The sequence below is a fragment of the Actinocorallia libanotica genome (genome assembly GCF_039525175.1).
GTDB classification, from domain to species: domain Bacteria; phylum Actinomycetota; class Actinomycetes; order Streptosporangiales; family Streptosporangiaceae; genus Actinocorallia; species Actinocorallia libanotica.
Genome location: NZ_BAAAHH010000044.1, coordinates 40,237 through 51,975 on the forward strand (window position 1 = coordinate 40,237; position 11,739 = coordinate 51,975).

8 protein-coding genes are annotated in these 11,739 nt (G+C 74.1%); 6 read left to right on the plus strand and 2 right to left on the minus strand.

Annotation, left to right across the window (positions count from 1 at the left end; translation table 11 throughout):
* Positions 1-2,949, minus strand: a complete 2,949-nt coding sequence (locus ABD140_RS34430; protein ID WP_344246145.1) for a peroxidase family protein — start codon at positions 2,947-2,949, stop codon at positions 1-3.
* Between the two features lie 309 nt (positions 2,950-3,258).
* On the opposite strand from ABD140_RS34430, the gene ABD140_RS34435 reads away from it, so the two are divergent.
* On the plus strand, positions 3,259-4,737 hold the full coding sequence (locus ABD140_RS34435) for a peroxidase family protein (protein ID WP_344246147.1): 1,479 nt from the start codon (positions 3,259-3,261) through the stop codon (positions 4,735-4,737).
* Between the two features lie 80 nt (positions 4,738-4,817).
* On the opposite strand, the gene ABD140_RS34440 is transcribed toward ABD140_RS34435, so the two are convergent.
* Positions 4,818-5,639 (minus strand): NmrA family NAD(P)-binding protein, encoded by an 822-nt coding sequence (locus ABD140_RS34440; RefSeq protein WP_344246149.1) that lies wholly within the window; start codon positions 5,637-5,639, stop codon positions 4,818-4,820.
* Positions 5,640-5,782: 143 nt separating this feature from the next.
* Between ABD140_RS34440 and ABD140_RS34445 the strand changes: the two genes are divergently transcribed.
* From ABD140_RS34445 to ABD140_RS34465, 5 genes are all read left to right on the plus strand, one after another.
* Positions 5,783-6,442: a response regulator gene (locus ABD140_RS34445; protein ID WP_344246151.1), complete on the plus strand. Its 660-nt coding sequence runs from the start codon at positions 5,783-5,785 to the stop codon at positions 6,440-6,442.
* Complete coding sequence (locus tag ABD140_RS34450) at positions 6,420-7,628, plus strand: sensor histidine kinase (protein ID WP_344246153.1); 1,209 nt, start codon at positions 6,420-6,422, stop codon at positions 7,626-7,628. The genes ABD140_RS34445 and ABD140_RS34450 overlap by 23 nt, the downstream gene beginning before the upstream one ends.
* A gap of 89 nt (positions 7,629-7,717) precedes the next feature.
* Positions 7,718-8,614 carry an ABC transporter ATP-binding protein gene (locus ABD140_RS34455; protein ID WP_344246155.1) on the plus strand — a complete coding sequence of 299 codons (897 nt, stop codon included), beginning with the start codon at positions 7,718-7,720 and terminating at the stop codon, positions 8,612-8,614.
* Positions 8,614-10,185, plus strand: coding sequence for a hypothetical protein (locus ABD140_RS34460; protein ID WP_344246157.1), 1,572 nt, complete (start codon positions 8,614-8,616; stop codon positions 10,183-10,185). The genes ABD140_RS34455 and ABD140_RS34460 overlap by 1 nt, the downstream gene beginning before the upstream one ends.
* 109 nt (positions 10,186-10,294) lie before the next feature.
* Positions 10,295-11,704 (plus strand): MFS transporter, encoded by a 1,410-nt coding sequence (locus tag ABD140_RS34465; protein WP_344246159.1) that lies wholly within the window; start codon positions 10,295-10,297, stop codon positions 11,702-11,704.
* Positions 11,705-11,739 lie beyond the last annotated feature (35 nt).

Consider the following 11,739-nt stretch of genomic DNA (forward strand, 5'->3'; position numbering starts at 1 on the left):
TCAGGCGAGTCCGAGGACGCCGGGCGGAGGCTCCTCGGGCAGGGCGGGGCGCCACGGCGCGAAGGCGCTCGCCTCCCTGGGCAGGAAGGCCGCGAGGTCCGGGCAGTGCCGCAGCAGGACGTCGTTCATGCCGTTGCGGGCGATCCAGTCCATGCCGAGCGGCGTGTAGATCTCGGGGCGGAAGTCGACGGTCAGGAACCGGTCGCTCTGCAGCCGCCGGGTGGCCATGAGGAGGAACACCCGGAAGGCGGTGTCGCTGAAGCCGAACCCCTCCGGCGGGGTCTCGGCGAACAGGCCGACCATCGTGTCGACCTCGTCGACGCTGCGGTAGACGTCCTTGAGCCGCGCCGCGGTGTCCGGGTCGGCGGAGATCTCCTCGAACCGGCGGACGCGCGGCTTGCGCAGCCCGGAGCGGAAGTCGTTGTAGCGCGGGACGCCGCGCCGCCGGTCGCGCACGAGGTCGACCACCGACAGGTCGATGATCTCGCCCTCCCGCTCCAGCCGCTGGAGCGTCCTCGGGTAGTTGTGCAGGGCGATCGCGCCGGGGTGGGCGATGCCGAACGAGTAGAGCGCGCTGGACAGGCCCGTCCGGCGCAGCACGTCCTCGGCCGCCGTGCCCAGGATGCCCTCCAGGCCCAGGCTCCCCAGGGAGCGGCCGGTGCGGTGGTCGGCGAACTCGTAGTCGTCGGGGATCAGCGGGTGCATCCGGTAGACGGCGACGAACTCCTCGGTGAGGGAGTACGGCACGCCGTGGTGGTCGGGCGCCGTCCCGGGGATGCCGGTGAGCGCGTGCGCGTCGGCCAGCCACAGGCCCAGCCGCGTCGCCCAGTCGCGCGGCGGCCCCGACCAGTTGGCGCGCATGCCGGCGGCGATCGTGTCGGTGGCGAGGATCGCCGGCGTCCACTCCAGTGTGTGGATCTTGGCGATGAGCGCGGAGACGACGAGCCGCGCCGTGTGGTAGATCTGCTCCTCCTGCATGCGCGGGTACGCGGTGCGCAGCGCCTCGCACACCGTGTTGTGCTCGCGGGCGAAGAGCGTGTGCATGAGGCTGACGCCCAGCCACCAGTTCTCCCGGAAGCCGGTGAGCGGGACGCCGTCGGGGCCGAGCGGCAGGTGCCCGTCCTCCAGCCGCAGTTCGGCGGCGCCGCCGGGCTCGCGCAGCGACATGGCGACGCTCTCGTCGCCGCCGTACACCTCCGAGCCGTCCCACCAGTGGGAGGCGGTGTTGGCGAACAGGATCGGAGGCTCTCCTTCGGCCGCCCGCACCCCGTGGTTCTCGGCGAAGCGCATCACCCCCTCGGGTGTCCCGCCCGGCAGGTTGGACCAGGTCATGCCGTGCGGCAGCGGCACCTCGACGTTCCTGGTGCCCACCGGGTAGCGCCGGTGGTTGACCCAGTCGTGCACCTGGAACTGGACCCATGAGGCGGCCAGCAGGTTGAGGGTGCGGGCGGGGAGGAAGTTCAGCCGGCGCAGCAGCTGCCTGCTGACGGTCACCGGGTTGGGCACGTCGAACAGGCTCGGCCGGTAGACGGGCGGCATGTTGCGGCCGAAGGCCGTGCCGAGGGAGCCCATCATCGGCTCGGAGAGGTCGTTGTAGGAGCCGTCGAAGCTGCGCCGTACGAGCATCTCCTCGTCGATGGCCGGAGGCATCTGGCGGGGTTCGGGCGGCGCCTCGCGGACCTCGGTGTCGATGAGGTCGTGGCGCTGCAGCCCTTCCCGGAGGGTGATGAGGTTGAGCAGGCCCAGCCGGGCGGGCATCCGGTGCCACGGGACGGCGCGGTTGACGGCGCGGAACCCCCGGCCCAGGATCCGGGAGGCGACGGCGTTGCGCCTGGGCACGGGGGTGACGAAGCGCTGACCCCTGCGGTAGGCGCTGCCCGCCTCGTAGGCGGCCTTGCGGGCGCGGTTGACGTTGCCGAGGGGCCGGAAGTCGTCGGTGGTGTTCCACGGGTCGAAGGCGAGCCCGTCGACGCGCAGGGCGGCGGCGCGCCCCTCCGCGGTCCCGACGTCCTGGCGCGGGATGGTCAGCGTCGCGACCGGGACGGACGGGGAGTCCTTCCACGCGGTCGCGCCGTTCTCGACGGGCGTGCGCTCGGCGTCCCGGTACCGCTGGACGCACAGTTCGAAGACGACGTCCCCCTGGGCCAGCCGTGCGGCCATCTCGTGGCCGAGGTAGTCGGGGTCGTTCAGGGCCGGGGAAGGGCCCTGAGGGGCGTCGGGGACCCGGCGCAGGTGGAAGCGCACCGGCCCGGCCCCGCCCCACAGCATCGCGCCGCGGCTCCAGTACGTCTCCAGCGCGAGGCTGCGCACCGTCCGCCCGGTGCCCGCCTTGATGTTGCGCCGCATCCGTGCGGCGGCGCGCCGGCCGACCTTCCGCGGCAGCTTGACGTACAGCCCCAGGCCCTTGCGCAGCGCGGTGTCGGCGCCCGCCATGGCCTGCGCGAACGCGACGAACTCGCGGGCGTTCGCGGCGTGGGAGACGGGGTGGTTCGTCATGAGCAGGTCGTGCGTCTCCTCCTGGCCCACCTGGATCCGCAGGGCGACACCGCGCAGGTCGGGCGCGGCGTCCGCCTGCCGGAGCCCGCTGGCGTTGGAGAAGCGCGCGATGACCGGGTACTCGGCGCCGGGCCGGGCGAATCCGACCCGCAGGTCCGCCGGAAGGTCGGCACGGAACCGCAGCGCCGCGTTCTCCACCCCGAGCAGCCCCTTGGCGTGGAACGCCCGGTCGACGCTCCGCGCCCCGCTCCGCTTCCTGATCTTCAGCTGGACCAGCATGAGGTCCCGCGCGAGCTCCTCGAAGATCCGCCGCTCCAGCTCGGGGCTGCCGCCCGCGTACCGCTCGTACCGCTCCCCGGCCCGCGGGGCCGCGGGCACCCCGGCCGCCGCGGTGGCCCCGGCCGTCGTGGTCGTCTCCCGGGCGGAACGCACCCGCTGCTCGGTCTCGTACATGGACTCTCCTACCGGTGTCGCCCACCTTGCGGAAATCCGGCGATCGCCGGTTGAACACCCGATAGGAGAGTTCCCGCCCGTTCCTCCAGCACCCTGTACGGAGCACAAAATCTAGGCAGAGAGCGGACAATCGGCGAAGGCCCAGCGCGCTCCTTCTCCGTCTCCGTGATTTCTCTGGAATCCCTTCCCTATAAAGCGCAAGAATTCGGGCATAGTGCGCAATTATTTATGCCGGTCCTTTGCTTGGCCGTGCGGCTTTCCGGGAATTCCGAAAGGGCGAGACCGGTGCGACGAGGAGAGGCGGCGCTGATGGGCGTTTCGGAACGGCCGGGGTGGAAGGGGGCCGGCGCGGCCGGTCGCGGGGGGCCGCCCGGACGGGGCCACGCCGGCCTTCCCCGCGGCCTCGGATCGGTACCCGGCTCCCCGCTGCACGAGGGCCGGTTCGGGCGGATGTTCCGGAGGCTGCCGCCGTTCACGCCCGACGAGGCGTTCATCGAGGCGCTGGTGCGGACGATGGTGGAGCGGTCCGGCGACCCCGGCGGCGACAACGAGGCGATCCCGGCCGGCTACACCTACCTGGGCCAGTTCGTCGACCACGACCTGACGTTCGACCCGCAGTCGAGCCTGGACCGGCAGAACGACCCCGACGCGCTGGTCAGCTTCCGCTCCCCCCGGTTCGACCTGGACTCGCTCTACGGCCGGGGCCCCGACGACCAGCCCTACCTCTACGACCGGAGGGGGACCGGCGCGTTCCTCGTCGGCGGGCACGACGGCGAACGGGACCTGCCGCGCAACCCGTGGGAGACCGCGATCATCGGGGACCCGCGCAACGACGAGAACGTCTTCGTGAGCCAGATCCACCTGACGATGATGCTGTTCCACAACAAGGTCCTGGAGCGGCTGCACGAGTTCCCGAAGGCCGCGCCGCGGGCCGGCGAGACGCCCTTCGACGCCGCGCAGCGGACGGTGCGCCACCACTACCAGTGGATCGTCGTGCACGACTTCCTGCGCCGTGTCGTCGGCGGGCGGACGTTCGGATCCGTCCTCAGGCGGGAGCCGCTGGTGCCCGGCGGCGAGCCGGTGGAAAAGGCGGACCTGCGGCTCTTCCGGTGGCGCAACGCGCCGTTCATCCCGGTCGAGTTCTCCGGCGCCGCCTACCGGTTCGGCCACTCCATGGTGCGGGGCGGGTACCGGCTCAACACCACGGTTCCGCCGCTGCCCACCTTCACCCCCGAGCCGGTCGGTGAAAATCCCCTCGGACATTTCGGGGGTTTTCGGAAACTGCCTCCGCAGTGGCAGGTGGAATGGCCGCGGTTCTTCGACCTCGGCGGCGACCCCGCGGAACTGCAGCCCAGCCGCAGGATCGACACGGGGATCGCCCCGCCGCTGCACGCGCTGCCCCCCGAGGTCGCGCCGGGCATGTCCTCCCTGATCCGGCGCAACCTCACCCGGGGCGCGCGGCTCGGCCTGCCCTCGGGGCAGGCGGTCGCCGGCGCCATGGGCGTCAGGCCGCTGACCGACGGCGAGCTGGCGCTGCCGGAGCCCGGCCCGGCGCCCCTGTGGTACTACGTGCTGCGCGAGGCCCGGTGCCTCCACGGGGGCCGCCACCTCGGGCCGGTCGGCGGGCGCATCGTCGCCGAGGTCCTCCTCGGCCTCCTCCACACCGACCCCTCCTCCTACCCGGCGATGGAACCCGGCTGGCTGCCCTTCCTGCCGTCGGCGCACGAAGGCGAGTTCACCATGTCCGACCTGATCAGGTTCACCGGCTTCGGCCTGACCCCGGTCTGAGGCGCCGGCCGGGGAGCCCCGGCCGCTCCGGCCGGCCGTGCCGGGAGGCGGCGCGTTCATCGACCGGCGCGTCCACGGGCTCAGGACGGGAGGGTCCAGGCGGGGGAGGCGTCGCGGCAGAAGGAGGCGAAGTCGCGCGGTTCGCGGCCGAGCGCCTCGCGTACGCCGTGGCCGAGCGAGGCGTTGCGGCCGTCGAAGACCTCGCGGCAGAGCTCGGTCAGCAGGTGGGCGTACTCCGGCCCGGCCTGCCGGGAGAGCTCGGCGTGGAACTGCTCCAGGGTGACGGGGAGGTAGGCGACCGGACGGCCCGCGGCCTCGGTGATCCGCGCGGCGGCCTCGTGGAAGGTCAGGAGCTCCGGCCCGGTGAGCTCGTAGAGGCGGCCCTCGTGGCGGGCGTCGGTGAGCGCCGCGACCGCGACGTCGGCGAGGTCGTCCAGGTCGATGAACGGCTCGGCGACCTCGCCGGCGGGCATCGCGATGAGCCCGTCGAGCACCGGGCCCAGCAGGGGGCCCTCGGTGAAGTTCTGCGCGAACCAGCTCGCGCGCAGCAGCGTGTACGGCAGGCCGGAGCCGCGGACGATCTCCTCGCAGCGGACCGCGTTGTGCTCGCCCCGGCCGGAGAGCAGCACGAGCCGCTCCACGCCCGCGTCGGCGGCGGCGGCGACGAACGCCTCGATGTCGGCGGGCGCGCCGGGGGCGGCGAGGTCGGGGGAGTAGGAGATGTAGACGGCGCCCGCCCCGCGCAGCGCCTCGGGCCAGGTCTCCCGCTTCTCCCAGACGAAGGGGATCTCGGTGTTGCGGGAGACGCCGCGGACGGCGTGGCCGCGCTCGTTGAGCCGGGTGATGACGCGGCTGCCGGTCTTACCGGTCGCGCCGATGACGAGGACGGGCTTGGCGGCCATGAGGACTCCTGGGTGTCGTCGGGGTGATGACTCCAGGATCGTCCGGTCCGCGCGCGTGATCCATGTCAGAGCGTCCCGCCGCTTTGTCCGTTCGTCTCACCTTCATCCGGGACGTCGCGGAGGACGGCATAGGCTTCCCTACCGTGTCGATACGGGTGCTCATAGCCGATGATCAGGAGATGGTGCGGCGCGGGGTGCGCACCATTCTGGAGAGCCACCCCGACATCGAGGTGGTCGGGGAGGCCGCCGACGGCGTCGAGGCGCTGCGGCTCGCGGGGCGGCTGCGCCCGGACGTGGCGCTGGTGGACATCCGGATGCCCGGCCTGGACGGGCTGGAGGTCACCCGGCGGCTGGCGGGGCCGGAGGCGGCCGAGCCCGTCAAGGTGGTGATCCTGACGACGTTCGACCTGGACGAGTACGTGTATCCGGCGCTGCGGTACGGGGCCTCGGGGTTCGTGCTCAAGCGGTCGGGTCCGGCACTGCTGGTGGAGGCGGTGCGGGCGGCGGTGAGCGGGGACAGCCTCATCAGCCCCTCGATCACGGTGCGGCTGCTGCGGCACGTGGCCGAGCCCGCGCCCGCCCTCGAACCGCCGCACGAGCCCCTCACCGAGCGGGAGCGGCAGATCGCCGGGCAGGTCGCGCAGGGCAAGAGCAACGCCGACATCGCCGCGGAGCTGTTCATCTCGCCCGGCACCGTGAAGACGCACCTGGCGAACATCCAGCGCAAGCTCGGCGTGGGCAACCGGGTCGGGGTCGCCGTGTACGCCTGGGAGCTGGGCTATGCCTCGCAGCGGCCGCGCTGAGGAAGGCGCGGCCCCGGACCCCGGCGGACGGCCGATCCTCCTGTGCGCGGTGGCGGCGGCGGTGTCCGCCGCGGGGCTGGCCGCCCTCCCGGACGAGATCATGGCCGCGTTCCCGACGCTCGCGGCGGCGGCCGCCGCGCTGCTGCGCCGCCCGTACCGGGGCATCACCACGGCGTCGGCGGTGGCGGCGACCGTCACCGTGACGCTGGTGGTGTACCTGGCGTACCGGGGGCCGCAGGACCCGCTCGAACTGTGGAGCATCGCGGGGCTCCTGGCGGTGCTGGTGCTCGCCGGACGGGTGATCCGGCGGGAGCCGCCCCGCCGGGCGGCCGCCCTGGTCGCGGCGATCACGGTGGCGGTGCTGGTCATGGCGCTGCGGCCGGCCCTCCTGACGGAGGAGGACGAGCTGCTGAAGACCTCGCTCGTGGGCTCGGCGCTGTTCCTGTTCCCGCTGGGGTGCGCGGCCGCCGTCGGCTTCTACCTGCGGGGGCTGGACCGGCGGCGGGTCCGCGCGGTCGCCGAGGCGCGCCGCGCGCAGCGGCTGGCGCTCGCCCGCGACCTGCACGACTTCGTCGCCCACGAGGTGACCGGCATCGTCCTGGAGGCGCAGGCCGCGCAGCTGCGCGACCTGGACGCCGGGGCGGCGCGGGAGGTGCAGCGCCGCATCGAGGAGGCGGGCCAGCGCGCCCTGGAGTCGATGGACCAGACCCTCGAAGCGCTGCGCGACCCGGACGACGCGCCCGCCGGGCCGCCGCCGACCCGCCTGTACGGCCTGGGCGACCTGCCGGACCTCGTCGGCCGGTTCTCGGCTCCGGGCCTCCCGCACGCCGGGCTGGAGCTCGACCCCGAGGCCGTCGGACGCCTGCCGCGGGAGGCGGACGCCACCGCCTACCGGGTGGTCCTCGAAGCGCTGACGAACGTCCGGCGGCACGCGCGCCGGGCGAACCGGGTGGAGGTCTCGGCCCGGAGCACCGCGTCCGGCGTGGAGGTCAGCGTCCGCGACGACGGGGGCGGACGCGGCCGGTTCGGCGCGGGTCTGGCCCGGGTTCGGCGGTCGGGCGGCACCGGCCTCGCCGAGCTGGAGGCGCGGGTCAGGGGGCAGGGCGGGACGTTGTCGGCCGGATCCGATGAGGCGGGCGGCTGGCTGGTGGTGTGCGCGCTGCCCGCGCGGCCCGGCACGGACTGAGGCGATATCTGCCGAATGGGAGATGTGGCGGCACCCCCGGCGGCACGAGCCTGAAGAAGCGCCGAACCGGCGCCTGCAGGAGGAGTGCCATGCTGGAACTGATCGACGTCACCAAGGTCTACCGGGGCGGCAAGCGCGCCGTCGACACCATGACGATGCGCCTCGGCCCGGGGATGCTGGGCCTGTTGGGGCCCAACGGCGCGGGCAAGTCCTCGCTGATGAGGATCGCCGCCACCATCACCCGCCCCACGTCCGGGAAGGTGCTGTTCGACGGCGTCGACGTCGTCGCCCGCCCGGACGCGCTGCGCCGCCACCTCGGCTACCTGCCGCAGGACTTCGGCGCCCACCCGAACCTGACGGCGCGGGAGTTCCTGTCCTACCTGGCGGCGGCCAAGGGCATGTCGGCGCGCTCGTCGAAGGCCCGCATCGGGGAGCTGCTGGAGCTGGTGAACCTCACCGAGGCGGCCAAGCGCCCGCTGGGCGGGTACTCCGGGGGCATGCTGCGGCGCGTCGGGATCGCCCAGGCGCTGCTCGCCGACCCCCGCGTGATCATCGTGGACGAGCCGACGGCGGGCCTCGACCCGCAGGAGCGCGTCCGGTTCCGCACGATGCTCGCCGACCTGGCCGCCGACCGCGTCGTCATGCTCTCCACGCACATCGTCTCCGACATCGAGTCGGTGGCCTCGGACATCGCGGTCGTGGCGGGCGGCAGGCTGCTGCGCCGGGGCACCCCCGACGAGCTGCTGCACATGGCGCGGGGCCGCGTGTGGGATCTGCTGGTGTCCCCGGCCGAGGCGGACGCCGTCCGGATGGGGTACGTGGTGAGCCGGATGGTGCGCACGGCGGAGGGCGTGCGGCTGCGGGTGATCTCGGACGCGCCCCCGAGCCCCGGCGCGGTCCCGGCGGCACCCGACCTGGAGGACGTGTACCTGGGCCTCGTCCAGCCGGCCCCCGCCCCGAGCCGTGCGATGGGGGGTCTGCGGTGATGTTCCGGAGCATCGGCGGCCTGGCCCTGGGCGACTTCCGCGACCGGGTGCGCCGCCCCGTCTACGCGGTGACGCTGCTCGCCGCGGTCATCCTGGGCTACCTCGCCGTCCCCGACCCCCAGGCCCGGCTGGTGATCATGAACATCGGCGGGTACCGCGGCGTCTACGACAGCGCCTACGTCGGGACGGCCACCGCGCTGGCCGCCGCCCTGTGGCTGACCCTCGGCGGCTTCTACGTCGTGCGCGGCGCCATAGAACGCGACGAGCGCACCGGGGTCGGCCGCCTCGTGGCCGCGACGCCGCTGCGCACCCCCGCCTACCTGGCCGCGAAGTTCCTCAGCAACACCATGGTGCTCGGCTCGATGGTGGCGGTCCTGGCGGCGACGGCGGCGGTGATGCAGTTCGCCCGTGCCGAGGACCGGGCGATCGACCCCGTCGCGCTGCTGACCCCGTTCGTGGTGATCGCCCTGCCGATGGCGGTGGCGACCGCCGCCGCGGCGCTGCTGTTCGAGACGCTCCCGCTGCTGCGCGGGGGTCTCGGCAACGCCGGATGGTTCTTCGTGTGGCTGGCCGTGGCGGTCGGCAGCCTCTCCGAACGCGCGCCTTTCGACGTTCTCGGCGCGCGGCACGTCGTGGAGGCGCTGCGCGCCGCGATGGTCGAGCAGGGGTTGTGGAAGCGCCACAGCTCCTTCAGCCTCGGCCTGACCGAGGAACCCGAACCGCTGAAGTCCTTCCCGTGGGACGGCTTCCCGCTGACCGCCGCATTCCTGGGCGGCCGGGCCCTGCTCGTCGTGGCGGCGCTCGCCGTGGTCCTGCTGCCCGCGCTCTGGTTCGGCCGGTTCGACCCCGCACGCGGCACCCTTCGGCCGACGCCGCAGCAGGCGGCGGAGCCCGGGCTTCCGCCCGCTCCCGCCTACCGCGGCCTGCCCGCCACGGCTCCGGCGTACGGGAACACCTTCGGCAGGCTGCTGGCCGGGGAGCTGACCGTCATCGTGCGGGAGGCCACCAGGTGGTGGTGGCTGGGCGCGGCGATCCTGGCGGTCGTCGGCCTGGCCGTTCCGTCGGGTTCGGTCGCGGCGGTGGCGCTGCCGCTGGCCTGGGTCTGGCCCGTCCTGCTCTGGTCGAGACTGGGCACCCGCCACCAGAGCGACGGCATGGAGGGCCTGATCGGCGCCTACCCGGCGCCGCACCGCCGCCTGCTCGCCGAGTGGACCGCGGGTCTGGCCGTCACGGTCCTGCCGGGGCTGGCGCCGCTTCTCCGGATGGCGGCCTCCGGGGACGCCCCCGGCATGGCGGCCTGGCTCGGCGGCGCCCTGCTGATCCCGTCTCTGGCCCTGGCCGCCGGGATCCTGACCCGTACTCCCCGCCTGTTCCAGGCGCTCTATCCGGCCCTGTGGTACTGCGCGTTCAACGGCCTGGCGCCGCTGGACTTCATGGGCGCGGTCCGTGACGGCGGCGTCCCGGCGGGCCCCCACCCCCTGGCCGTGGCCGCGCTGGCGGGGCTGCTGCTGGGCCTGACCCTGCTCACCACGACCGTCCGGGGGGCCGCCTGGACCACCCGCCGCGCCTGACCGCCCCGGTGTGATCCAGTGCACCCGTTGAAGTGGACTCCAGAGTCCGGTACTCCGCTATCGTCTCAAGCGGACCCGAGGGTCCACTCAAGGGAGAACGGAGACGAGGGTGAGTGAGACACCGCGGGCCGAGAACGGGTCCGAAGGCGTGCTGATCCTGATCCTGGCGCTGGCCGCCGCGTCGTTCGCGCTGGCGCAGACGGCGGTGCTGCCCGGCATGGGCGTGCTGGGGCGCGAGCTGGAGGCGTCCGCGGCGGACATGTCGTGGGTGATGAGCGGATACCTGCTGGCGGCCGCGGTGCTGACGCCGGTGTTCGGGCGGCTGGGCGACATGTGGGGCAAGCGGCGGATGCTCGTCGCCGCGCTGCTCCTGTTCGCCGCGGCCAGCGTGGTGGCGGCGCTCGCCTCGAACGTGTGGGTGCTGGTGGCCGCGCGGATCGTGCAGGGCGCGGGCGGCGGCATCATCCCGCTGTGCATGGGGATCATCAGCGACGCGTTCTCGCCGCGGCGCCGCCCCGTGGCGCTGGGGATCGTCGGGGCGACCGCGGGGATCGGCGCGGGCGGCGGCCTGCTGATGGGCGGCCTCCTGGTCGACCACGCCTCCTGGGAGTGGATCTTCTGGGCCGGGGCGGCCATGGCGGGCGCCGCGGCGCTGGGCTCGCTGCTGCTGCCCGCCGACGGGGCGCGCACGCCCGGCCGGATCGACTTCGGCGGCCTGGTGCTGCTGACGGCAGGACTCGTGGCGCCGCTGTTCGCGCTGACCCGCACCTCGGCCTGGGGCTGGGGCGACGCCCGCACCCTCGGCCTGATCGCCGCCGGCCTCGTCGTGCTGGCGGTGTTCGTCCACTACGAGCGCCGCGCGGACGACCCGCTGGTCGACATGCGGGTGCTGGGCCGGCCGGTGGTGCTGTTCACCAACGTCACCACGCTGCTGTTCGGGTTCGGGATGTTCGGCGCGTTCATGCTGATCCCGCAGCTCGCCCAGACCCCCGAGGCCGCCGGCTACGGCCTGGGGCTGGACGCGACCGGCTCGGGACTCCTGCTGATGCCCGCCTGCCTGGCGATGCTGGTGACCGGCGGCCTCGCCGGGACGCTGAGCCTGCGGTTCGGGCAGCGGACCCCGCTGATCGCCGGCGCGCTGCTGGGCGCGGCCGGGCTGGCGGCGCTCGCCACGGCGCACGGCTCGCAGGGCGCGGTGATCGGCTGGTCGGTGCTGCTGTTCGGCGGGATCGGCCTGGGCATGGCGGCGATGCCGAACATCCTCGTGGACGCCTGCCCCCGCGAGATGAGCGGCCAGGCCACCGGCGTGAACGCCCTCATCCGCTCCGTCGGCTCCTCCCTGGGCAGCCAGATCGTGGCGACCCTCCTGGCCGGAAGCGCCACCCTCGCCCGCCCCGTCCCCACCGACGCCGCCTACGGCCAGGCGTTCTGGCTCGGCGCCGCCGGCCTCCTGCGCGCCGCCCTCGCCGCCCTCCTCGTCCCCCGCCGCCCCGCCCCCACCACGGTCCTGGCGGCGTGACCGCCCCGCCGCCGACGCCGTGCGGGCACGGCGTC